We start from the raw sequence: 23,236 nt of genomic DNA on the forward strand, positions 1-23,236 counted from the left end.
CGGCACACTGTGTTGCGCGGGGCCGCATCGCGGTCCACAACGACGAACGGGACAGCCTGAGCCGTCCCGTTCGCGGTGAAACCCGGTATGCCTACGCGATCAGAGCGCGGCGTCCTTGAGCTTCTTCAGCGGACGCACCTTCAGCTTGGTGGTGGCCGGCTTGGCAGCAAACCACTGCTCTTCCTTGGTGAAAGGGTTGATGCCCTTGCGCTTCGGCTTGGCGGCGACGCTGACGGTGGAGATCTTCAGCAGGCCCGGCAGGGTGAAGCTGCCAGCGCCCTTCTTGTGGACCGACGAGGCGACGGCGCTTTCCAGCGAGGCCAGTACAGCGCGGACATCCTTGGCGACAACGCCGGAGGCTTCCACGATGTGTGCAACCAGGCCCGACTTGGTCAGCACTTCCTTGATCGGCTTCGGCGCGGCCGGCTTGGCAGCTGCCTTGGTCGCGACTTTCTTTACTGCCTTCTTCGGGGCAGCCTTCTTAGCGGTCTTTGCCATGGTTTCCTGTTCCGTAAACGGTTGGTTGTGTGGTCATGCCGACCCCGTCGGCAAACGCAATGTAGGGCAACTACAAGGCGCCGCCAATAGGTTATACGCGGAAAAGCCTGCTTTTTTCGCGATCACTCGACCTTGGTCGGGGGGCGCTCAGCTGCACGCCGCATGCGCGGGACGGTGGAAGGCGTGGAATTTGCTCGGAAAAACCGCGCTGTGCGGAAATCCGGCAGGGCAAGCAGCACGCGCACGCCGTTCGTCGGCGGACCTTCATCGTGGCGTTGCATCAGCCGACGCTGCGCTAACGGCGCGGTGGGTAGGGTGGTCCCGAATCCAACCGAAGGAGTCATGCAATGGGCATTTCGCGCCACGCTACCGCGCACTGGGAAGGTGACCTGAAGACAGGCAAGGGACAATTGAGCACGCCGCAGAGTGGCTTGATGGACAAAACCCGTTATGCCTTCAGCAGCCGCTTCGGTGATGAGAAAGGCACCAACCCGGAAGAATTGATCGCTGCCGCGCATGCAGGCTGCTTCACCATGGCGCTGTCGGCCAAACTGACCGAAGCGGGCTTTCCGCCGACCTCGCTCGATACCGAAGCCAAAGTCGACCTGTCGATGGAAGGCGGGCCGCAGCTCTCCCAGATCACCTTGAAGGTCGAAGCCAAGGTGCCGGGGATCGAAGCGGAGAAGTTCCGTGCGATCGCCGAAGATGCCAAGCAGAACTGCCCGGTGTCGAAAGCACTCAGCGCCGTGCCCGTGACGTTGGACGCCAAGCTGCTCGACTGACCGACCAACGGAGTGACGGCCGCTGGCTGTCAGCAGGCAACCGGGAGTGACGGCCGCTGGCCGTCAGCAGGACAACGTACATCGTGACGGCCAGCGGCCGTCACTACCTAGGCCTCTCAGCGTGCTGCCTACCAGTCGATGGTGCCGCGGATCACCGTCAGGATCTGGCCACCGGACCAGACCTCGCCCGCATCATCCACGGCCAGGTGCAGGCGCGCATCGTGACCCACTTCGCGACCCTGGCTGGCCGTGTACTCGCGTCGCCCGCGCGGCATGGCGTCGCGCTCATCCAGCCACGCTGCCAACACGGCATTCGCCGCGCCCGACGCGGCATCTTCGAAGCGCCTTCCGTTCCCGACGAACGCCCGCACCGCGACATCCCATGGCTTGCCGGAAGACCGGGCGTACGCAAACACGCCCATGCTTCCGGTGTCCTCCGCCAGCGCCGCCACGGCGTCCCAGTCCGGCGTCAGGGCGCGCAACGCAGATTCTTCGGCCACCTCGACGACCCACCAACTGCGGCCGCCCTGCATGCGCGCCGGCGGCAGAGTACCCAGCGGCCAGCCCGCGATGGCAGCGGCCAGGCGCGGATCGGAGGCGTCCACGACCTCAGCGACTGAAGCACGTGGCGTGCGGATGGCGATACGGCGTTCTTGTCCTTCCCCCTCGACGCGCAGCGGCAACCGGCCGGCGATGCCGTCCTGCACCAGCAGGCCCTCCCGCGGCGACGCCAGCCCGGCTTCGATCACCGCATGCGCGGTTCCGATGCTGGGATGGCCCGCGAAGGGCACCTCTTTCTGCGGGCTGAACATGCGCAGCCGGTAGCTGCTGGCCGCATCGACGGCGGGCAGCACGAAGGTGGTTTCCGGCAACCGGGTCCAGCGGGCGATGGCCTGCATGGCCGCGTCATCCAGGCCCTCGGCATCGAGGACCACGGCCAGCGGATTTCCCGTTCCGGCACCGGTGGAGAAGACATCCAGCTGCAGGAATCGGCGGGTGGTCATCGGCAACGCTCCATGGTTTGGCCGCGCAGCTTACCAGTGCACCGTGCCGTCGATGATCGGCTGCACGTGGCCCCCGATCCAGGCGACACCGGTGCTGTCGACATGCAGGTGGACACGACCGTCGCGGCCGACCTCGCGGCCCTGGCTGGCGATGTAACGCCCGTCCTGGCCGGGTAGCTGGCCGCGCTGGGCGAGCACGCTGGCGATCAAGGCGTTGGCACTGCCGGTGACCGGATCTTCGGGCACGTTCACCGCATCGCCCGGGCAGAAGGCACGCACCACCAGGTCGTGGCCGTCGCACGCTTCAGGCGCGAACACGGCCACGCCCGTCGCGGCGGTTTCGTTGGTCCAGTCACGCAGCGCCGCCATGTCCGGTCGCAGAGCGCGGACGCTGGCCGCATCGCGCGCTTCCAGCAGCCACCAACGCGGTCCGTTGTCCCACAGTTCGGGCTGAGCGTCAGGCCCGGCCACTGCCTGCAGCGTCTGCGGAAGGGTTCCCGCCTCGACCGAACATGCACGGGCCGGCGGGCTGGCGAGGTGGATCACAGGCGCTTCGGACGTACCGGTCACGCGCACCGGCAGCAGGCCGGCGGCACATTGCTGCAGCAGATGTCCCTCGCGGGCGCTCGCCAAGCCGCTGGTCACCGCTGCCCATGCCGCGCCCACGCTGGGGTGGCCGGCAAACGGCAGCTCACTGCCAGGCGTGAAGATGCGGATGTGGTAGTCCGCCCCCGGTACGGTCGGCGTTACGAAGAAGACCGTCTCGGACAGGTTCAGCCAAGCGGCCAGTGCCTGCATGGCGTCGGTGGTCAGCCGGTCGGCGTCGAACACCACGCCGAGCGGGTTGCCCGTGCCGGGCTGCGGGGCGAAGACATCGAGCTGGAGGTAGCGGTGAGCGGTCATCGGCGGTCTCTTGGGCTTAGAATCGGGGGTTCCGCTCCCTGCGAGCGGGCTCCCCACCTAGACCAGAATACTTCCATGCCTGTTTCTTCTCCTGTCGATCGCTGGATCGTCCTCAAGTTCGGCGGCACCTCGGTGTCGCGTCGCCATCGCTGGGACACGATCGGGAAACTGGCGAAGAAACGCGCGGAAGAAACCGGCGCGCGCGTCCTGGTGGTGGTCTCGGCGCTGTCCGGGGTCACCAACGAACTGACCGCCATTGCCGATGGCGCGGCCGACAGCCGTGACCGCGTGGCGGCGCTGGTCGAACGCCACCAGGCCTTCTTGGACGAACTGGGCCTGGAACGTGCCGTGCTGGCGGAACGCCTCAGTGCCCTGCAGGCACTGCTGGACGATGCCCGTGCCGGCGAGCGGACCCTGGACTGGCAGGCCGAGGTGCTGGGGCAGGGCGAGTTGCTCTCCTCCAGCATCGGTGCCGCCTACCTGCGCCAGAACGGCCTGGACATGGGCTGGATGGACGCCCGCGAGTGGCTGGATGCACTGCCGCCGCAGCCCAACCAGAGCACGTGGTCGCAGCGGCTTTCGGTCAACTGCGAGTGGAAGTCCAATGCGGACTGGGCGCAGCGCTTCCGCGCGCAGCCGACGCGCCTGCTGATCACCCAGGGCTTCATCTCGCGGCATGCCGACGGCGGTACCGCGATCCTGGGGCGCGGTGGATCGGATACCTCGGCCGCTTACTTCGGCGCATTGCTGGGCGCCAGCCGGGTGGAGATCTGGACCGACGTGCCGGGCATGTTCAGCGCCAACCCGAAGGATGTGCCGGATGCGCGTCTGCTGACGCGTCTGGACTATTACGAAGCGCAGGAAATCGCAACCACCGGCGCCAAGGTGCTGCACCCGCGCTCGATCAAGCCGTGCCGCGACGCCGGCGTGCCGATGGCGATCCTGGACACCGAACGCCCCGAGCTGCCGGGTACCAGCATCGACGGTGATGCCGCACCGGTGCCGGGCGTCAAGGCGATCAGCCGCCGCAACGGCATCGTGCTGGTGTCGATGGAAGGCATCGGCATGTGGCAGCAGGTCGGCTTCCTGGCGGATGTGTTCGGGCTGTTCAAGAAGCATGGGCTGTCCGTTGACCTGATCGGGTCGGCGGAAACCAACGTCACCGTCTCGCTGGACCCGTCCGAGAATCTGGTCAACACCGATGTGCTGTCGGCGCTGTCGGCGGACCTGTCGCAGATCTGCAAGGTCAAGATCATCGTGCCGTGCGCGGCGATCACGCTGGTGGGCCGCGGCATGCGTTCGTTGCTGCACAAGCTGTCCGACGTCTGGGCGACGTTCGGGCGCGAGCGTGTACACATGATTTCGCAGTCGTCCAACGACCTCAACCTGACCTTCGTGATCGATGAGACCGACGCGGACGGGTTGCTGCCGATCCTGCATGCCGAACTGATCGACAGCGGCGCCATGCCGGTGGAAGAAACCGCCGTGTTCGGACCGCGCTGGCGTGAGATCGCCGGCACCGTGCGCCCGCGTGGCACGCCGTGGTGGCGCGGGCATCGCGCCCAGCTGCTGCAGCTGGCCGAGGCCGGCACCCCGCGCTACGTTTACCACCTGCCCACCGTGCGTGCCCGCGCCCGCGCGCTGGCAGCGATCACCCCGATCGACCAGCGTTACTACGCGATCAAGGCCAACAGCCATCCGTCGATCCTGCGGACACTGGAAGCCGAGGGCTTCGGCCTGGAGTGCGTGTCGCAGGGCGAACTGAAGCACGTCTTCAACGTCCTGCCGGACCTGTCGCCCAAGCGCGTGCTGTTTACCCCCAGTTTCTGCCCGCGCAGCGAGTACGAAGCCGGTTTCGCCCTCGGCGTCACCGTGACCGTGGACAACGTGGAGGCCCTGCAGCGCTGGCCGGACCTGTTCCGCAACCGCGAACTGTGGCTGCGCGTCGACCTGGGCCGTGGCGAAGGCCACCATGCCAAGGTGCGTACTGGCGGCAAGGAATCGAAGTTCGGCCTGCCGATGTCGCGCGTGGATGAGTTCGTCCGCGTAGCGACGGAACTGGGCACCAGCGTGGTAGGCCTGCATGCGCACCTGGGCAGTGGCGTGGAGACGGCCCAGCACTGGCGCCTGATGTGCGACGAGCTGGCTGGCTTTGCACGCCGCATCGGCACGGTGCAGACCATCGACATCGGTGGCGGCATGCCGATTCCGTACAGCGAAGAGGACGAGCCCTTCGACCTGGAGGCGTGGGCCGCCGGCCTGGCCGAGGTCAAGGCCGTGCATCCCGCATTCCGGCTGGCGATCGAGCCGGGCCGTTACCTGGTGGCCGAATCGGGCGTGTTGCTGACCCGCACCACGCAGGTGGTGGAGAAGGAGGGCGTGCGCCGGGTAGGACTCGATGCGGGCATGAACACCCTGATCCGCCCTGCGCTGTACGACGCGTGGCATGACATCGAAAACCTGAGCCGCCAGGGCGGCTACGCCGAGGCGGTGTTCGATGTCGTGGGACCGATCTGCGAGTCCAGCGATGTTTTTGGCAAGCGCCGCAAGCTGCCCGCGTCCACCGCGCCGGATGACGTGATGCTGGTGGCCGACACCGGCGCCTACGGGTACGTCATGGCCAGTACCTACAACCAGCGGGAGCTGCCGCACGAGGACGTACTGGAATGAATCGTGCGCGACTGCTTGCCGACACCGTCCGCGCGTCTGCGCGTCACGTGCCCCACCCGGATAAAAAATGACTGCTTTCGATAAACACCAGGTTGCCTGCTTCCGTTTCGTGCGCTGCGATTTCGCCGTCGATACCGGCGTGGCCCGCCTGGTCTATGCCTTCGACCAAGGGCCGGAGATGGTGGAGACCATCACCGTGCCTGGCGCGCCCTTCGTGCTGGAGCCCGAGCGTGCCGCGGCGGTACAACGCGCGCTGCAGTTGCTGCACCTGATCGCCGGCGTCAGCTACTACAAGGCGGCGGTGCCGGATACCGTGACCATCGACGGTTACCGCATCGACGCCGCCACGGCGGCGCTGGTAGAGACCGTCTACCTGAACGGGTTGGGTGAGTTCGCCTACCGCAACGGACTGGATCTGCGGGGGCGCTTCCGCCTGCCCGTGCAGGGTGAACAGGTCGCCGCCCCGACGCTGGGGCTGCGTTCCCATGCGCTGGTCGCCATTGGTGGAGGCAAGGATTCGCTGGTCAGCATCGAAGCGCTGCGCCGTGCCGGCATCGAAGAAACGGTGACCTGGATTGGGGGCTCGCAGCTGATCCGCGCCTGCGCAGAGCGCACGGGTCTGCCGACCTTGAACCTGAGCCGCGCACTGGCACCTGAGCTGTTTGAACTCAATCGCCAGGGCGCGTGGAACGGGCATATTCCCGTCACTGCGGTGAACTCGGCGATCATGGTGCTGGTGGCCCTGTTGCAGGGCGCCGACCAGGTGGTGTTCTCCAACGAGCGGTCGGCCAGCTATGGCAGCCAGATTCCGGGCACTGGCGAGGTCAACCACCAGTGGTCGAAGGGCTGGGCGTTTGAGCAGGCGTTTGGCAACCACGTGCAGCGCTACGTCGCCGCCGACCTGCAGTACTACTCGCTGCTGCGTCCGATGTCCGAGCTGGCGGTCGCACGGCAGTTCACCAAGACCGATTTCTACGACGCGCATTTCTCCAGCTGCAACCGCAACTTCCACATACTTGGCGAGCGGCCGGTGAACCGCTGGTGCGGGGTCTGCCCGAAATGCCACTTCGTCTTCCTGGCGCTTGCACCGTTCATGTCCAAGGCGCGGCTGGTGCGCATCTTCGGGCGCAATCTGCTGGACGATCTCGACCAGGCGGGCGGTTTCGACGCGCTGCTGGAATTCCAGGACCACAAACCCTTCGAGTGCGTGGGCGAGGGCACCGAATCGCGCGCCGCCATGGCGACGCTGGCGACCCGCGCGGACTGGAAGGAAGATGCGCTGGTGAAGCGCTTCTGCAACGAGATCCTGCCGCAGCTGGATGCCAGCGAGCTGGCGCTGGAGCCGCTGTTGGAGCTGCAGGGCGAGCACCGTATTCCCGCGGCACTGTGGGAGCACGTGCGTGCAGATTTCACAGCTTGAGGGGAAACGGGTCGCGTTGTGGGGATGGGGGCGCGAGGGGCGCGCGGCGTTCGCCGTCCTGCGCGCACGGCTGCCGGCGCTGCCTCTGACCCTGTTCTGCCCTGAAAGCGAGATCGACGCGGCACGTGCCGAAGCCCGCGATGCGCTGGACGTGCGTGGCGAGCCGACCGCCAGCGCATTGGCCCACTTCGAGGTGGTGATCAAGTCGCCGGGCATCAGCCCGTACCTGCCGGTGGCGCAGGCCGCAGCCGCGCAGGGCACGCAGTTCATCGGCGGCACGGCCTTGTGGTTTGCCGAACACGCGGCAGCCGACGGCACGGTGCACAACACGATCTGTGTGACCGGCACCAAGGGCAAGAGCACTACCACGTCCCTGCTGGCACACCTGCTGCGTGCAGCGGGTCATCGCACCGGGCTGGTCGGCAATATCGGCCTGCCCCTGCTGGAAGTGCTGGAGCCGCATCCCGCGCCGGACTATTGGGCGGTTGAGCTGTCCAGCTACCAGACGGGCGAGGTGGCGCGCAGTGGCACACACCCGCAGGTCGCGGTGGTGCTGAACCTGTTCCCGGAGCATCTGGACTGGCACGGCAGTGAACAGCGCTACATCGACGACAAGTTGAAGCTGGTGACGGAGGGCGCACCCCGCATTGCCGTGCTCAACGCAGCCGATCCGCATCTTGCGGCATTGTCCCTGCCGGGCAGCCAGGTGGTCTGGTTCAACCAGCCAGCGGGCTGGCACATGCGCGGCGACGTCGTCCATCGCGGGCCGCAGGCGGTGTTCGATACCGCGCGTACGCCGCTGCCGGGACGCCACAACCGCGGCAACCTGTGCGCGGTGCTGGCTGCGCTGGAAGCACTCGGTCTGGATGCCGTGGCGCTGGCCCCCGCGGTGGAGACGTTCCAGCCGCTGCCGAACCGACTGCAGCGGATCGGCGCCCGCGACGGCGTCGTCTACATCAACGATTCGATCAGCACCACGCCGCACGCCAGTCTGGCGGCGCTTGAGTGTTTCGCCGGGCAGCGCATTGCCCTGCTGGTGGGAGGGCATGACCGCGGACTGGACTGGCGTGATTTCGTGCACCACATGGCGGAAGACCAGCCGCCGCTGGCGGTCGTCACGATGGGCAACAATGGCCCGCGCATCAATGCACTGCTGCAGCCCCTGTCCGAGGCAGGACGATTCTGCCTGCACGCCGCTCGGGATCTGGCGGACGCAATGGAGCAGGCGCGCAACGCGCTGGGCAGCGAGGGCGGTGTCGTGCTGCTGTCCCCGGGTGCCCCCAGCTTCGGCGCCTACCGCGACTATGTCGCCCGCGGCCGCCACTTCGCGGAGTTGGCCGGCTTCGATCCCGACCTGATCAGCGCCATCCCCGGCATCGGCCTGTAAGAAGGGGCGCGGTGGCGGGATGCTGGCGACCACGCGCTCGCCGCTGCGCTCGCCGACCGTGGGTCCGGTGCTACGGGGCTGCCGTGGTAGCCCCGAGCCATGCTCGGCGGAATGCTGGCGACCACGCATTCTCCGCTGCGCTCGCCGACCATGGGTCGGCGCTACGGGGCTGCCGTGGTAGCGCCGAGCCATGCTCGGCGGAATGCTGGCGACCACGCGTTCTCCGCTGCGCTCGCCGACCATGGGTTGGCGCTACCGGTTGGGTCAGTGGCTGCGCTGTACGGCGTAGCGGGCCAGGCCGCGCAGGGCGGCGACGGCGTCGTTGTCGGCCAGGCTGTCGAGGGCGCGCTCGGCGGCGGCAGCGTATTCCTCGGCACGGGCGCGGCTGTAGTTGAGTCCGCCGGTGGCGTGGATGGCGGCCAGCACCTCCGGCATTGCCGAGGCATCGCCATCCTGCACGATGCTGCGCAGGCGCTGGCGGGTGCTTTCGTCAGAATGGGCCATGGCATGGATCAGCGGCAGGGTGGCCTTGCCTTCGGCCAGGTCGTCGCCCAGGTTCTTGCCCAGCTCATCCGCATTGGCTGAATAGTCCAGCACGTCGTCGGCAATCTGGAAGGCATAGCCGAGATTCATGCCGTAGTCGTACAGCGCCTGCTGGATGGCCGCGTCAACCCCGCTGGCGAGGGCGCCCAGACGCGTGCCCGCGGCGAACAGCACCGCCGTCTTGCGCTCGATCACCCGCAGGTAGGCGGCTTCGTCGGTATCGGGGTTGTGGACGTGCAGCAGCTGCAGCACTTCGCCTTCGGCGATGCGGTTGGTGGTGTCGGCCAGGATCTGCATGACCGGCATCCGGTCCAGTTCCACCATCAGCTGGAAGCTGCGCGAATACAGGAAGTCACCCACCAGCACGCTCGGCGCGTTGCCCCACAAGGCGTTTGCCGTGCTGCGACCACGCCGCAGGCTGGATTCGTCCACCACGTCGTCGTGCAGCAGGGTGGACGTGTGGATGAACTCGATGATCGCCGCCAACTGGTGGTGCTCCGGCCCCGAACCGCCCACCGCGTGGCCGGCCAACATCACCAGCATCGGCCGCAGGCGCTTGCCGCCGGCCGAGATGATGTGGTCGGCGATCTGGTTGATCAGCACCACATCGGAAGAAAGCCGGCGCCGGATCAGGGCATCGACGGCGGCCATGTCGGCGGCAGCAAGCGACTGGATCTGGGGCAGGCCCAGGGCGGCACGGGTGTCTTCGAGAATGGTCATGCGGTCTGGCTTCAAGGCTCGCTGCCAATTATAGGCGCTGGCCGTGAATTCGGGCGCATTGGGGGAGGACGGGCGCGGCGCGCGGAGGTTGCGGTGCAGTGGCCGGCCGCCTTTGCCGTGAATACGTATGCAGGCCGCCCCCTGTCATGGCCCCCGCCGCTAAGCTTCCACCGATGCATTCCGGCCCGCGTCCCTGCGCTGGCCCACAGAGCCCGGAGGGGGCCAGATGTCCAATACGCCATGGTGGCGCGGCGCCGTGATCTATCAGATCTACCCGCGGAGTTTCCTCGATGCCAACGGTGACGGCGTGGGCGACCTGCCCGGCATCATCGAGCGCCTGGACTACATCGCCGCGCTGGGCGTGGATGCGATATGGGTATCACCGTTCTTCAAGTCACCGATGGCGGATTTCGGCTACGACATCGCCGACTACCGCGACGTCGATCCGTTGTTCGGCACGCTGGACGACTTCGACCGATTGCTGGCCAAGGCGCATGCGCTGGGGCTGAAGGTCATGATCGACCAGGTCCTCAGCCATACCTCCAGCGAACACGACTGGTTCCAGGAGAGCCGCCAGGACCGCAGCAATCCGAAGGCGGACTGGTACGTGTGGGTGGATCCGCGCGAAGACGGCACGCCACCGAACAACTGGATGTCGCTGTTCGGCGGCGTTGCGTGGCAGTGGGAACCGCGGCGCCAGCAGTACTACCTGCACAATTTCTTCGCCGAGCAGCCGGACCTCAATTTCCACAACCCGCAGGTGCAGAACGCGACGCTGGAGAATGTCCGCTACTGGCTGGACCGCGGCGTGGATGGATTCCGCCTGGATGCGATCAACTTCTGCTTCCATGACCGGCTGCTGCGTGACAACCCGCCCAAGCCGGTGGAGAAACGCGTAGGGCGTGGCTTCAGTCCGGATAATCCGTACGCCTACCAATACCACTATTTCAACAATACGCAGCCGGAGAACCTGCCGTTCCTGGAAGACCTGCGCGCACTGCTCGACCAGTATCCGGGGGCTGTCAGCCTGGGTGAGATATCGTCTGAGGATTCGCTGGCCACCACCGCCGAATACACCACCGACACCCGCCTGCACATGGGCTACAGCTTCGAACTGCTGGTACAGGATTACAGTGCAGCGTATATCCGCGAAACCGTGTCACGCCTTGAAGCGGCGATGACCGAGGGCTGGCCGTGCTGGGCGATCTCCAACCATGACGTCGAGCGTGCGGTGACCCGCTGGGGTGGCCATCCGGCCGATCCTCGCCTGGCGCGGATGCTGGTGGCCATGCTGTGTTCGCTGCGCGGATCCATCTGCCTGTACCAGGGCGAAGAGCTGGGCCTGGGCGAAGCGGACGTGCCCTTCGAGGCGCTGCAGGACCCGTATGGCATCACGTTCTGGCCGAACTTCAAGGGACGTGATGGCTGCCGCACGCCACTGCCCTGGAACGACGATCCTCGGGCGGGTTTCACTACGGGCACCCCGTGGTTGCCAATTCCAGACGCACACCGGGAAGTCTCCGTGGCGACACAGGAGAAAGATCCGACCTCAGTACTCTCTGCCTTCCGCGCATTCCTCGCCTGGCGGAAGACACAGCCTGTGCTGCTGCATGGCGCAATCAGCTTCCTTGAATCGGCCGAGCCGGTCCTGTTGTTCCAGCGCACCCTCGCCGATGAGCAGCTGCTGCTGGCCTTCAACCTCTCGGGGGTATCGGTGCGTCATGCGCTGCCCGCTGGCCTGTGGCAGGCTGTAGCGATCCCTGGGCCGGATGCGGGGATGACCGATGGCACCGAACTGGTGCTGCCCGCGCACTCGGTGTTCTGCGGCCGACGCATCGGCTGAACGATTTCTCCGTTGGTGGTACTTGAGGGACGTCGCTGTAAAAAGCGACGTCCCTTTTTTAATGGACGCTTTCCATTGTCCTTTTCACCATCAGCGCGACGTTTTCCGACCCGCCAACGAGCCCTTGGCTCAGGGCCATTCTGCGCCAAGGCAGACAAGCTTCACTCTCACTCACAAACAGCGAGAGCGCTATGAAGTTCCATCGAATCATGTTTGTCACAGCCAGTGTCCTGCTGGTTGCTTCCGCGTTCACGGCCCAAGCCTCCGAGCAACCCTTTCGTGACCCGTCCGATGATGCCATCTGCGTGGATGCTTTCAGCCGCTCCCCCGCTGCGGCATCCTGTCAGCTCACGAAGGTCGAATACAGGGCTGGCAGTGGCGGCACGTGCCACCTATGGGCAGGCTGCCGACGCGATGACGGCAGTTCGGCGGCCGCGTTCGGGGCCTTCCCTGCCGCAAATGTGTATCGCGTGTGCAACAAGGACGGCAAGTTGGTCGCGGGCTGCCCGGGCTGACTCAACCAAGAGGGCCCGCTGCGCTGGCAGCGGGCCCTCTTGTTTCAACGCTTGAATATCTCAGAACTTGTAGTTCACGCCCAGCATGTAGGTGCGACCCCACTCGACATATTCCAGCGGCCGGTCCGTCGTACCGGCATAGGTGCGGTACGGCTCGTTGGTCAGGTTCGTCCCCTGCAGCAGCAGCGTCAGGCCGGCCATCGCACTGCTGTCGCTGAAGGTATAGCTGACCTGCGCGTCGGTCACGTTCTCGCCTACCACGTAGCGCAGCGTGCGGTTGCCGTTGAAGTTGCCGATCTCACCGATGAAGTCCGACCGGCGACGCTGGCTGACGCGCGCCTCGAATCCATTACGCTCGAAGTACGCGGTGAAGTTGTACACGCGATCGGACAGGCCGGGCAGGGCGATGGGGTCGCTGCCGACGCTGGAGGCACTTTCCGGATCCAGGATCTCGATATCGCTGTCATTGAAGGTTGCACTGGCCTGCACGCCGAAACCGCGCAGCGATTCGGTGAACATGTCCAGCGGCAGCGAGGCAGTCAGTTCCAGGCCGCGCAGCGTGCCACCCTTGCCGTTCTGCGGCGAGGAGAACGTGCCGGTCTGCAGCACCGGCGACACCATGCCCGGCGGCGGCACATAGCTGGCCAGCAGGTCGGAGAAGTCATAGTCATCCACCGACTGCGTGTACACGTAGCTCTTCAAATCCTTGTAGAACACGGCGGCGGCCACGTAGGCGCGCTCGGCGAAGTACTTTTCGTAGGACAGGTCGAACGCGGTGGCACGCCACGGATCCAGCAGCGGATTGCCGCCGCTGCCACCCGGACGGCCGGTGGCGGTGTCCACGCCGAACTCCAGGCCGGCGCGCATCTGGTCCACGCGCGGACGCGCTACCTGCTTGGCGGCAGCGAAACGCAGGGTCTGCTGGTGCGGGAACATGAAGGCCAGGTTCAAGCTCGGCAGCCAATCGTTGTAGGTCTTGCCAGCGTCGATCGGGAGCACGTTCTGGCCAACGGGGCGCGAGCGGTCGAAGTAGTTCGACTGCGAGCTCTGGTCGGCATGCTGCATCTGCACGCCGATGTTGCCACGCACGCCCACCACGCCGATATCGGTATTGATGTTGGCGCGCAGCCACGCGGTGGTGATTTTCTCCTGCACCGTCCACGACTTCGGGATCAGATAATCCAGGTCGGTGACCGGATTGAACACCATGTAGCGCGACACGGCCGCCGGTACGTTCCAGGCTGGGATATAGCCGATGCCGGCAAAGCCCAGGTTCACCCGGTCACGCTGCAGGTCGGCGGCGATGTTCGCATCCCCCTGTGCCCCCAGCAGGATGTTGCCCTCGGCCTGGGTCTTGTCCTTCTGGCGGTCGGCGTAGTTGACGCCGATATCGAAGTCAGCGAATACCGGGGAGAGCGCTTCCGGCGCGGGCAGCGTCAGGGCAACGCGCGCACCCTTCAGGCGGTCTTCCACCGTGGGCACCTTGCCGTAGCCGGAGCCGTAGATGGTGTTGGTCAGGAACAGCGCATCGGGGTTGGAATAGTCCAGGCCCGGGGTGATCTGCGAGAAGCCGTTCGGGTTCACCACCAGGCCGATGGTATCCAGCTGTGGCATCGGGGTCAGCTGCAGGTTGTTTTCCAGGTTCAGCTCATCGCGGGTGGCCTTGGAGTAGTTCACATCAGCCACCAGCTTGACGCCATTGCCGAAGGTGAACTCGTTGTTCCAGCCGAACGCATCGATCTTGTCTTCGCGCTTGTTGTACATGCCGCGCACCAGCGGATAGACACCACTGGCCGTGCCGCCCGCGAAGGTGCCGTCGGCATTCACCTGCGGATTGCTGATCAGAAGCCCTGGCGTGTAACCGCCATTGAAGTTGCTGAGGTTGACCTCGAACTGGTTGGCCGTGTCGATCTGCTCGGCTTCGGTGTGGAACGCATCGAAGGTGCTGGTCCAGCTGTTGGATGGGCGGAACTGGACGGTGGCCATCAGCCCGTCGCGCTTGTTGTTGCCGGTGCGGCGCAACGCCTTGATGCCGTCGCTGAAGGCCACGCCGGGTGCCAGGCCCGGGCGGTTGCCGTTGTCGGTGTTCTCGGTGGTCCACGGCTCGTACAGGCCGACCTGGTTTTCCTGGATGGGCATATCGCTGTGCGCGTAGCCGATGGCAATACCCAGGGTCTTGTCGAGGAACTGGTCGATGTAGCTCGCGCTGAAGCGGTTGCCGAACTCATCCACGCCAGCGGCATCGCCCAGCGAGCTCTTCTGGTAGCGCCCGCTCACCGCGATCACGCGGTCGGGGAAACTCAAGGGACGCGCGGTCTGCATGTCGATGGTGCCCGACAGGCCCTGGCCGACGAGTGCCGCATCCGGGGTCTTGTAGACGGTCACGCCGTTGACCAGCTCGGACGGATACTGGTCGAACTCCACGCTGCGGTTGTCGCCGGTGCTGACCACTTCGCGGCCATTGAGCAGGGTGGTGGCGAAGTCGGGCGACAGGCCGCGCACGCTGATCACCTGCGCACGGCCAGCGACACGCTGGGCGGCCAGGCCTGGCAGGCGGGCGAGCGATTCGGCGATGCTGACATCAGGCAGCTTGCCGATGTCTTCGGCGGAGATCACTTCCACCACCGAGGTGGCGTCCTGCTTTGCGGCGATGGCGTTCTCGATGCCGCGGCGGATGCCGGTGACCTGCACCGCGTCCAGGTTCGTCGCTGACGCACCAGTCTGGCCGGCGGTGGTGGACGTGGTGGACTGCGCGAATGCGAGTACCGGTGACAGTGCGACGGCCAGCGCCAATGACAGCGTGTTGCGCTTGTGGTTCGACATTTCCCCTCCCAGGCAATGGTGCCGAATCTAGTTGTGGTCCGCGCCGGCACGGCCGATACGGGTCGCGGCACGGTGGCCGCTGACTGCGTCGCTATGGTATGCAGCGCGCCGGGTAGTGGAATCAGCCTGCATACGTATTCAATGCAGTTGCATGCGGTGTAAGCGATTACATGTTGGTGATGACGGCGACGGGGTGTGGGTAGTGACGGCCGCTGTCCATCAGCGCGTGGCCCTTCAGAGCGGAATGAAGCGGATTGCCTGGCCGCCGCCGGGGCCGAGGATCAAGGTGAGCTGGTCGGCGCTGGTGACCTCGCGGGTTTCGCGCGCGAAGGCAAAAGGAGTGCTGCGGAAATCCGCACCGTCGCCATCGCGATAGATCTCCGCGCGGTAGCGCACACCCGGCTCCAGGAAGCCCAGCGACACCGGCAGCACGCGGCCGTGTTCATCGGTGATGCTGCCCAGGAACCATTCACGGCTGTTGCGGTCGCGGCGAACGATGGTGACGAAGTCGCCGACCTCGCCGTCCAGCACGCGGGTCTGTTCCCAGTCCACCGCGACGTCCTTGATGAACTGGAACGCGTCGCGGTGCTGCAGATAGTGCTCCGGCAGATCGGCAGCCATCTGGATCGGGCTGTACAGCACCACATACAGCGCCAACTGGCGGGCGAGGGTGCTGGGAATCGCCTGGCCGTTGCGTCCCTTCAACGACAGGCTGCCGGGGGTGTAGTCCATCGGCCCGGCCAGCATGCGGGTGAACACCAGGTTGACCTCATGCTCCGGGGGATTGGGCGGTTGACCCCAGGCGTTGTATTCCATGCCGCGCGCGCCTTCGCGGGATATCCAGTTCGGATAGGTACGGCGCAGACCGGTGTCTTTGATCGGCTCGTGCGGGTTCACTGACAGTCGGCGCGCGGCCGCTTCCTGCACTACCTTCAGATGGTGGCGGGCCATGAACTGGCCGTCGTGCCACTCGCGCAGCAGCGGGCCACCGGCCGGGTTGCGCCGGTCCACCTGGCCGTCATCGCAGACATACCCGGTCTTGAAAGAATCCACGCCCAAGCGCGCATAGAGGTCCAGCGCCGCGCCCAACTGGTCTTCGTAGTGTTCGATGGCGCAGCCGGTTTCGTGGTGGCCGACCAGGTGCACGCCCTTTTTCGCACCATAGGCGGACAGCGCCTCGATATCGAAATCCGGAGTGGCGCGGGTAAAGTCGAAGTCGTAGCCGTTGTCCACCCAGTTGCCGTCCCAGCCAGGGTTCCAGCCCTCCACCAGCACGCCGCGGAAGCCATTGGCGGCGGCGAAATCAATCACCTTCTTCGTCTTCGCAGTCGTTGCGGCATGGCGCGGGCCAGTGGCCCAGCTTTCTTCGTCCAGGTGCATCGACCACCACACGCCCAGGTACTTCGACGGCTTGACCCAGCTCACATCACCCAGCGCATTGGGCTCATTGAGGTTGAGGATCAGGTCCGATTCCACCAGCCCGCCGGCGCGGTCAGCGATCTGCAGGGTGCGCCAAGGCGTGCTGAAGGGCAGGGTGCGGCGGACCTTCCAGCCCTCTGCCGACGGCGAAAGCTGCGCGCGCAGGCGCTGGCCATCCGTGCGCCGCAGCCACATCCCGGCGTAGTCCACCAGCGCTGCCTCGTGGATGGCCACGTGCAGGCCGGAGTGGCTGCGCAGGGTGATCGGCGTGTGTGCCAGCGGCACTTCCTGCAGTGGCGTGCGCGCATACAGGTACTCATAGTGGATCGGCTCGCCGGCCGGGATCCACCACGCCGTGGACGGCTGGGCGATGGCGAACTCGGTCAGCTCTTCGTCGATGATCGCCTCGGCCATTCCCGGCTGCTGCGGGAACACGTAGCGGAAGCCAACGCCGTCGTCGTAGACGCGGAAGACCACGTCCAGCCGACGCTTGTCACCGGCGGTCTGGCGCAGCGATACGGTGAGTTCGTTGTAGTGGTTGCGGGTGACGCGGCGCTCGCCCCACGGCTGCTCCCAGGTTTCATCGAAGGCGCGGGTGCTGCTGCCGATGATTTCAAAGTCGCGGTCCAGCCGGCCATCCCGCAGCTCGAAGCCGAGCTTGGACCACTCCACCACGGCATCGCCGAGTCGCTCCACCTGGTAGCGGGCAGTGCCGCCATCCACCTGCAGCGTCACTTTCAGGATCTTTGCGGGCGATTCCACGCTGGCCGATGGCAGGGTGGCAGCCAGCAGGACCGGGCTGGCGAGCAGCAGGGCCACGCCCAGCCAAGGCGCGGTGCGGCCACGCAGCAACAACGAAAACAGTGACATGTCCCCTCCCAGGGCAATGCAGGAACTGCGCCGACCATAGCCCAGCCGTCAGGGGCGCCTGGCACCCCGCGCCATGAATACGTATGCAGGCGGGGCGTGCCCTGCGAACGCCGTCTACCATGTCCGCACGATGCCTTGAGGGAGGCGTTGCGCCCCCGTCGGCCGCTTGGCAGGCAGGGACCTACAACATGCAAAGAGGGAGGGAGGGTGACAGGCGCAAGCCGGTCGTCCGCTTCGATGCTGAAGATGATCTGCCTGACCGTCGCCATCGCGACGACGCTGGGTTCGGCCGCGCATGCGGCCGACCTGGAATTCGACGGCCGCAAGGCGCATGCCGAATCCGCGGCCGGTGGCGGCTTCGTGCTGCACACGCCGGATCGCCAGGTGCGCATTGCCGCGCAGCCGATGCGCAGCGACACCGCCAGCCCGATGTTCGACGCCCTGTTTGCGCTTGCGCAGCAGGAAATGGACCAGGACCGCGTGGAGGCGATCCGCGATCCGTCTTTCGACGAAGGCCGGCCAGTGCCGTGCGACTGCTTCAAGACCGGTGCCAACTGGCCCTACGTATGGACCCGCGATGTCAGTTTCGCCGCCGATCTGGCGCTGGCGCGGCTGGATCCGCAGCGCACCCGACAGTCGCTGCAGTTCAAATTGTCCGAAGCACGCGATGGCCATACGGCCGGCCTGTTCGTAGCGCAGGACACCGGCTCCGGTGGCAGCTGGCCGATCAGCAGCGATCGGGTGGTGTGGTTCCTGGCCGCACGTCATCTGCTGGATGACAAAGGCTTTGCCGAACGGGTCTGGCAGGCGCTGCAGGGCACGCTGGCACAGGACCGTGCGATGGTGTTCGACGCCCGCATCGGCCTGTACCGTGGCGAGACGTCATTCCTGGACTGGCGCGAGCAGACCTATCCCGACTGGACCCGGGAGGACGTGCGCTTCATCGGCGACTCCTTCGCGCTGTCCACCAATGTGCTGCATTACCAGGCCCTGCGGCTCGGCGAGCAGCTGGCGGGCCAGCACGGTGATATCACCCGCGTGATGCAGTACAAGGCCTGGGCCGATGCGCTGGCCCTGCAGATCGATGCACGTTTCTGGCGCGAAGAGGCCGGCCAGTACATGAGCTACATCGGCGAGGCCGCGCATCCGGTGCCCTATGCGAAGTACGACCTGCTGGCCACGTCGCTGGGCGTTCTGGCTGGCGTGCTGCCAACCGAACGCGCGCGCCGCGCACTTTCGGCGTATCCGGCGAGTGCGGCGGGGAGCCCGGTGGTGTGGCCGCAGGAAGGTACCCAGCCGGTCTATCACAACCGCGCGATCTGGCCGTTCGTCAGTGCGTACTCACTGCGTGCCGCGCGGGTGCTGGACGATGCACCACGGATACAGCGCGAGATCGAATCGCTGATGCGCGGTGCCGCGTTGGCCGGTTCGAACATGGAAAACTACGAACTGCTGACGCAGAAGGTCCACGTCGACGAGGGGGCGCTGAGCGGCCCCGTGGTCAACTCCGAGCGCCAGCTATGGTCGGTCGCGGGATACCTGGATATGGTGCTGCAGGGCGTGTTCGGCGTGGAATCCGATGGCCGGGTGCAGCCGAAGCTGCCGGTGGCCCTGGTGCCGGAGCTGTTCGGTACGCGTGACCGGATCAGCCTGCAGATGGACGGCAAGCGCTATGTGCTGCTGAAGCCGAAAGCGCTGCAGGGTGAGCTTTTGATCGCCGGAAAGGTGCAGCGCAGCGGTGACACCACCACCGTGCAGTTGCTACCGGCCCCCGCGTTGGGGCCCACGCAGCGCATCGCCGCCGACCGCCCAGCTGCGGACGCAGCTGCCTACGCACCAGCAACACCGGCGGCGCCTGTCGCGCGACAGATGGGCACCGACTGGACCATCGCGGTCCCGGCCCAGCACGTGCTGTGGCGCGATGGTGCCGCGGTCGCCGTACACGACGGCGAGCTGCATATAGCCGATGACGGCCTGCAGCACTGCCTCAGTCTGACCCACCGCCAGAGCGCGCTGGAATCGCTGCACAGCCCGACCACCTGCATCGGTCCGCAGCAGCGCCTGCCTGGGGCGCAGACGTGGTCATGGACGCAGCCCGCTGCCGGGCGCGTGCGCGCGCGCCTGCAGTTCAACAACCCTAACGGCCCGATCAATACCGGTGTCACCGCCGCGGTGAAGCAGCTGGCAGTCATCTGCGCTGGCCAGCCTGCGCAGTCCCACACGGTGGTGATGCCGCACAGCGTGGCCGTGCAGGAATCCACCGCCGCCGAGTTCGACCTGCCGGCAGGCACGTGCGCGATCCAGCTGCAGGACGGTTTCAACATGAGCGCGCTGCAGCACTTCGCGCATTACACCGGTGGCAAGGGCGGCCGCGCGGGCGTGCTCAACGACGCCGAGGTCAAGGCGTTGCTGCTGGCACCGATCGCCGCCGTGGCAGGGGGCCACCCATGAGCCGTCCCGCTGTTGACCGTCCGCACAAACCCCAGCTGTCGTTCTGGCAGATCTGGAACATGTGCTTTGGTTTCCTCGGCATCCAGTTCGGCTTCGCGCTGCAGAACGCCAACGCCAGCCGCATCTTCGAAACCTTGGGCGCGTCGATGGAAGCCGTGCCCGGTCTGTGGATCGCTGCGCCACTGACGGGTCTGCTCGTGCAGCCGATCGTCGGCTATCTGTCCGACCGCACCTGGACGCGCTGGGGACGTCGCCGCCCCTTCTTCATGATCGGCGCGGTGCTCACCACGCTGGCCCTGCTGGTGATGCCCAACTCGCCGACGCTGTGGATCGCGGCGGGTACGCTGTGGGTGCTGGATGCGTCCATCAATGTGTCGATGGAGCCGTTCCGTGCCTTCGTCGGTGACCAGTTGGCACCGCGCCAGCGACCCACCGGGTTCGCGATGCAGAGCTTCTTCATCGGGGTGGGCGCCATCGTGGCCAGCTTCCTGCCCTTCATTCTGGCCCACTTCGGCGTGGCCAATACCGCCGCGCCGGGCGAAGTGCCGGACACCGTGCGCTATGCGTTCTACTTCGGTGCGGTGGTACTGCTGGCGGCGATCACCTGGACAGTGCTGAGCACGCGCGAATATTCCCCGACCGAGCTGGCCGGCTTTGCCGATGCCGAGCCCCCGCACGCGCACGCGGTAGCCGCGCGCGGTGTGCCGCCATGGGCGCAGATCGTGCTGTGGCTGCTGGTGGGTGGCGTTCTGGCGGCACTGATCGCCTGGCAGGGCGGCGACAAGATGCTGTACGTCCTGGCGGGACTATGTGCGGCTTACGGCGTGCTGCTGGGCATCGCCCGCTTGCTTCCCGGCACACACATGCTGGCGACCATCGTCGACGACCTGCGCAACATGCCGGGCACCATGCGGCGGCTGGCGTGGGTGCAGTTCTTCTCGTGGTTCGCGCTGTTCGCGATGTGGATCTACACCACGGCGGCGGTGGCCGGTACCCATTTCGGCTCCACCGATCCGCAGTCGGCCGCCTACAACGAAGGCGCGAACTGGGTCGGCGTGCTGTTTGGTGCCTACAACGGATTCGCCGCGTTGGCTGCGTTGGTGATCCCGTTGATGGTGCGTGCCATCGGCCTGCGCTGGAGCCACCTGGTGAACCTGTGGCTGGGGGGTGCCGGTCTGGTGTCGATGATGTTCATCGACGATCCGCACTGGCTGCTGTTGTCGATGGTGGGCGTGGGCTTTGCCTGGGCCTCCATCCTGTCCCTGCCGTATGCCCTGCTGTCGGACAGTGTGCCGGCGGCGAAGATGGGCGTGTACATGGGTATCTTCAATTTCTTCATCGTGATCCCGCAGCTGGTGGCCGCCAGCGCGCTCGGCTTTGCCCTGCGTGCGTGGCTGGGTGGCCAACCGATCCAGGTACTGGTGCTGGGCGGCTGCAGCCTGCTCGTGGCCGGCCTGTGCGTGCTGCGTGTTCCGTACCGTCCGGAGGTGGTGTGATGCGTGTGCGTCTGTCTGTTGCGGTAGGTTTCGCCCTGGTCGCTGGCCAAGCCCTCGCGGCGCCGCGCCCGGAATACGTGGGCACCACCGAGCCGTTCGCCAGTGATGCGGTGTACTTCGTGGTCACTGACCGCTTCGTCAACGGCGACCCGTCCAACGACCATCGTGACCAGGGCGGCAAACATCCGACCTTTGATATCCCAGTGCCGTGCCCGGACAAGGTGGATGGCAACATCGGTTACCTCGGCGGTGACTTCAAGGGCGTGCTGGACAACGCGGATTACATCCGCAACCTGGGCTTCGGCGCGGTGTGGATCACCCCCATCGTCGACAATCCGGACCAGGCGTTCACCGGCAGCAAAGAGATCAGCTGCACCAGCACCCTGACCGACCGCGGCAAGACCGGGTATCACGGGTACTGGGGCACCAACTTCTACAAGGTGGACGAGCACCTGCCCAGCGCCGGCCTGCAGTTCGCCGACTTCACCAAGGGCCTGCACGCGGCCAAGTTGAAGGTGGTGCTGGATATCGTCGGCAACCACGGCTCGCCGTCCTGGACGATGCCGGTGCGCCAGCCCCAGTTCGGGCAGATCTTCGACAAGGACGGCACGCTGATCGCCGACCACGAAAACCGGGCACCGCAGCAGCTGGATCCGGAGCACAACCCGCTGCACGCGTTCTACAACAACATCGGGCCGGTGGATGCGTCCAAGGGCTCGATCTTCGACGGCAACCTGGCCGAGCTTGGCGATTTCAACGAACACAATCCGGCGGTGATGGATTACCTGGTCGGCGCTTACCTGCAGTGGACCGCAAAGGGCGTGGATGCACTGCGCATCGATACCATCGGCTGGCTGCCGCACCCGTGGTGGAACGAGTTCGTGCGCCGCGTGCGCGCCGAGCACCCGGGCATGTTCATGTTCGGCGAAGCGTTCGACTACGACGCGGCGAAGATCGCCGAGCACACGTGGCCGGCGAACGCGAACGTCAGCGTGCTGGATTTCCCCTCGCGTGGGGCGATGGAGGAGACGTTCGGCTTGAAGCAGAAGGGGTTCGAAACGTTGGCTGAGCCGCTGCACCTGCTGGGCGGACCGTATGCCAACCCGTACGAGCTGATGAGCTTCTACGACAACCACGACATGCCGCGGCTGGATGCCAGCGATGCGGGTTTCATCGATGCGAACAACTGGCTGTTCACCGCGCGCGGTATTCCGGTGCTGTACTACGGATCGGAAACCGGCTTCATGCGCGGCCGCGCCGAGCACGCGGGGAACCGTGCGTACTTCGGCCAGCCGCGCGTGGATGCCGCACCGCAGAGTCCGATTTTCGGCCCGCTGCAGCGCGTGGCGAAGCTGCGCGAAGCCACCCCGGCGCTGCAGCGCGGCCTGCAGGTCAACGAACGCCTGCAGGGCAATGAGGCGGTATTCTTCCGCGTGCTGCAGTACGACGGCGTCAAGCAGACGGCCCTTGTGCTGTTGAACAAGGGGGACGCGAACGCGCGCATGCAGGTGACACGCTACGTGCAGCCCGGCACCTGGCGTGACGCACTGGACGGCGGCAGCGTGGAAGTTTCCGGCACCCTGCAAGCCGATGTCCCCGCGCATGGCATCAAGGTGTTCGTACTGGACGCGCCGGTGCAGCAGGACGCCCTGCGCGCCGAGCTCGACCGCGCCATGTCCGACCAGCACGCCCGTAGCCGAAAGCTGGCCACCCCCTGACCATTCCGCACCTGCGTCGGTGTGTGACGACCGTTGGTCGTCACGCTGTTGCCCCCGCTCCGGTAGTGACGGCCGCTGGCCGTCATGCCCTTGCTCTTGAATCACCCACCACGGCAGCCCGGTACCCCGTTCTGACGGCCAGCGGCCGTCACTACCCGATATCTGCGTCGCGGC

14 protein-coding genes are annotated in these 23,236 nt (G+C 66.2%); 8 read left to right on the forward strand and 6 right to left on the reverse strand.

The features are described from left to right. Positions 1 to 99: 99 nt before the first annotated feature. Positions 100 to 498, reverse strand: a complete 399-nt coding sequence (locus ABRP17_RS13370; protein WP_188326433.1) for an HU family DNA-binding protein — start codon at positions 496 to 498, stop codon at positions 100 to 102. 347 nt (positions 499 to 845) lie between these two features. On the opposite strand from ABRP17_RS13370, the gene ABRP17_RS13375 reads away from it, so the two are divergent. After that, positions 846 to 1,280 (forward strand): OsmC family protein, encoded by a 435-nt coding sequence (locus ABRP17_RS13375; RefSeq protein ID WP_188326434.1) that lies wholly within the window; start codon positions 846 to 848, stop codon positions 1,278 to 1,280. A 128-nt stretch (positions 1,281 to 1,408) separates the two neighbouring features. Here the strand turns inward: ABRP17_RS13375 and ABRP17_RS13380 are convergent, their stop codons facing one another. Further along, entirely contained in the window at positions 1,409 to 2,284 is an 876-nt protein-coding gene (locus ABRP17_RS13380) for a PhzF family phenazine biosynthesis protein (protein ID WP_349984630.1), read from the reverse strand. Between the two features lie 30 nt (positions 2,285 to 2,314). After that, positions 2,315 to 3,187, reverse strand: coding sequence for a PhzF family phenazine biosynthesis protein (locus ABRP17_RS13385; RefSeq protein WP_349984628.1), 873 nt, complete (start codon positions 3,185 to 3,187; stop codon positions 2,315 to 2,317). A 75-nt stretch (positions 3,188 to 3,262) separates the two neighbouring features. Between ABRP17_RS13385 and ABRP17_RS13390 the strand changes: the two genes are divergently transcribed. The 3 genes from ABRP17_RS13390 to murD all read left to right on the forward strand — a co-directional run bounded on the left by ABRP17_RS13390 (position 3,263) and on the right by murD (position 8,664). Next, positions 3,263 to 5,857, forward strand: a complete 2,595-nt coding sequence (locus tag ABRP17_RS13390; protein ID WP_349984627.1) for a bifunctional aspartate kinase/diaminopimelate decarboxylase — start codon at positions 3,263 to 3,265, stop codon at positions 5,855 to 5,857. Positions 5,858 to 5,924: 67 nt separating this feature from the next. Next, positions 5,925 to 7,277: a UDP-N-acetyl-alpha-D-muramoyl-L-alanyl-L-glutamate epimerase gene (murL, locus tag ABRP17_RS13395; protein ID WP_349984626.1), complete on the forward strand. Its 1,353-nt coding sequence runs from the start codon at positions 5,925 to 5,927 to the stop codon at positions 7,275 to 7,277. Continuing rightward, a complete protein-coding gene (gene murD, locus ABRP17_RS13400) occupies positions 7,258 to 8,664 on the forward strand; it encodes a UDP-N-acetylmuramoyl-L-alanine--D-glutamate ligase (protein WP_349984625.1) in 1,407 nt (468 codons plus the stop codon). Before murL ends, murD begins: the two co-directional genes overlap by 20 nt. Before the next feature lie 264 nt (positions 8,665 to 8,928). Here the strand turns inward: murD and ABRP17_RS13405 are convergent, their stop codons facing one another. Further along, positions 8,929 to 9,927, reverse strand: a complete 999-nt coding sequence (locus ABRP17_RS13405; RefSeq protein WP_349984623.1) for a polyprenyl synthetase family protein — start codon at positions 9,925 to 9,927, stop codon at positions 8,929 to 8,931. A 226-nt stretch (positions 9,928 to 10,153) separates the two neighbouring features. Here ABRP17_RS13405 and ABRP17_RS13410 point away from each other — a divergent pair, with 226 nt between their 5' ends. Further along, complete coding sequence (locus ABRP17_RS13410; RefSeq protein ID WP_349984622.1) at positions 10,154 to 11,770, forward strand: alpha-amylase family glycosyl hydrolase; 1,617 nt, start codon at positions 10,154 to 10,156, stop codon at positions 11,768 to 11,770. A gap of 575 nt (positions 11,771 to 12,345) precedes the next feature. Here ABRP17_RS13410 and ABRP17_RS13415 read toward each other — a convergent pair. Both ABRP17_RS13415 and ABRP17_RS13420 read right to left on the reverse strand, forming a co-directional pair. After that, positions 12,346 to 15,108 (reverse strand): TonB-dependent receptor, encoded by a 2,763-nt coding sequence (locus ABRP17_RS13415; RefSeq protein WP_349984618.1) that lies wholly within the window; start codon positions 15,106 to 15,108, stop codon positions 12,346 to 12,348. A 234-nt stretch (positions 15,109 to 15,342) separates the two neighbouring features. Beyond that, positions 15,343 to 17,397, reverse strand: coding sequence for a glycoside hydrolase family 97 protein (locus ABRP17_RS13420; protein ID WP_349984617.1), 2,055 nt, complete (start codon positions 17,395 to 17,397; stop codon positions 15,343 to 15,345). 237 nt (positions 17,398 to 17,634) lie between these two features. Between ABRP17_RS13420 and ABRP17_RS13425 the strand changes: the two genes are divergently transcribed. Genes ABRP17_RS13425 through ABRP17_RS13435 form a run of 3 tightly spaced genes read left to right on the forward strand, consistent with a single transcriptional unit; the run spans position 17,635 to position 23,062 of the window. Next, a complete protein-coding gene (locus ABRP17_RS13425) occupies positions 17,635 to 19,848 on the forward strand; it encodes a Six-hairpin glycosidase-like protein (protein WP_349984616.1) in 2,214 nt (737 codons plus the stop codon). Beyond that, positions 19,845 to 21,344 (forward strand): MFS transporter, encoded by a 1,500-nt coding sequence (locus tag ABRP17_RS13430; RefSeq protein ID WP_349984615.1) that lies wholly within the window; start codon positions 19,845 to 19,847, stop codon positions 21,342 to 21,344. The genes ABRP17_RS13425 and ABRP17_RS13430 overlap by 4 nt, the downstream gene beginning before the upstream one ends. Then, complete coding sequence (locus tag ABRP17_RS13435) at positions 21,344 to 23,062, forward strand: alpha-amylase family glycosyl hydrolase (RefSeq protein ID WP_349984614.1); 1,719 nt, start codon at positions 21,344 to 21,346, stop codon at positions 23,060 to 23,062. Before ABRP17_RS13430 ends, ABRP17_RS13435 begins: the two co-directional genes overlap by 1 nt. Positions 23,063 to 23,236 lie beyond the last annotated feature (174 nt).

It is taken from the genome of Stenotrophomonas sp. WHRI 8082 (genome assembly GCF_040223995.2).
GTDB lineage: Bacteria > Pseudomonadota > Gammaproteobacteria > Xanthomonadales > Xanthomonadaceae > Stenotrophomonas.

Excerpts from the sequence above, each read along its gene's own strand:
- ABRP17_RS13425 (WP_349984616.1), top strand. The coding sequence starts at position 17,635 with ATGCTGAAGATGATCTGCCTGACCGTCGCCATCGCGACGACGCTGGGT.
- ABRP17_RS13380 (WP_349984630.1), bottom strand. The coding sequence starts at position 2,284 with ATGACCACCCGCCGATTCCTGCAGCTGGATGTCTTCTCCACCGGTGCC.
- ABRP17_RS13385 (WP_349984628.1), bottom strand. The coding sequence starts at position 3,187 with ATGACCGCTCACCGCTACCTCCAGCTCGATGTCTTCGCCCCGCAGCCC.
- murL (WP_349984626.1), top strand. The coding sequence starts at position 5,925 with ATGACTGCTTTCGATAAACACCAGGTTGCCTGCTTCCGTTTCGTGCGC.
- ABRP17_RS13435 (WP_349984614.1), top strand. The coding sequence starts at position 21,344 with ATGCGTGTGCGTCTGTCTGTTGCGGTAGGTTTCGCCCTGGTCGCTGGC.
- ABRP17_RS13370 (WP_188326433.1), bottom strand. The coding sequence starts at position 498 with ATGGCAAAGACCGCTAAGAAGGCTGCCCCGAAGAAGGCAGTAAAGAAA.
- ABRP17_RS13420 (WP_349984617.1), bottom strand. The coding sequence starts at position 17,397 with ATGTCACTGTTTTCGTTGTTGCTGCGTGGCCGCACCGCGCCTTGGCTG.
- ABRP17_RS13415 (WP_349984618.1), bottom strand. The coding sequence starts at position 15,108 with ATGTCGAACCACAAGCGCAACACGCTGTCATTGGCGCTGGCCGTCGCA.
- ABRP17_RS13405 (WP_349984623.1), bottom strand. The coding sequence starts at position 9,927 with ATGACCATTCTCGAAGACACCCGTGCCGCCCTGGGCCTGCCCCAGATC.
- ABRP17_RS13430 (WP_349984615.1), top strand. The coding sequence starts at position 19,845 with ATGAGCCGTCCCGCTGTTGACCGTCCGCACAAACCCCAGCTGTCGTTC.
- ABRP17_RS13375 (WP_188326434.1), top strand. The coding sequence starts at position 846 with ATGGGCATTTCGCGCCACGCTACCGCGCACTGGGAAGGTGACCTGAAG.
- ABRP17_RS13410 (WP_349984622.1), top strand. The coding sequence starts at position 10,154 with ATGTCCAATACGCCATGGTGGCGCGGCGCCGTGATCTATCAGATCTAC.
- ABRP17_RS13390 (WP_349984627.1), top strand. The coding sequence starts at position 3,263 with ATGCCTGTTTCTTCTCCTGTCGATCGCTGGATCGTCCTCAAGTTCGGC.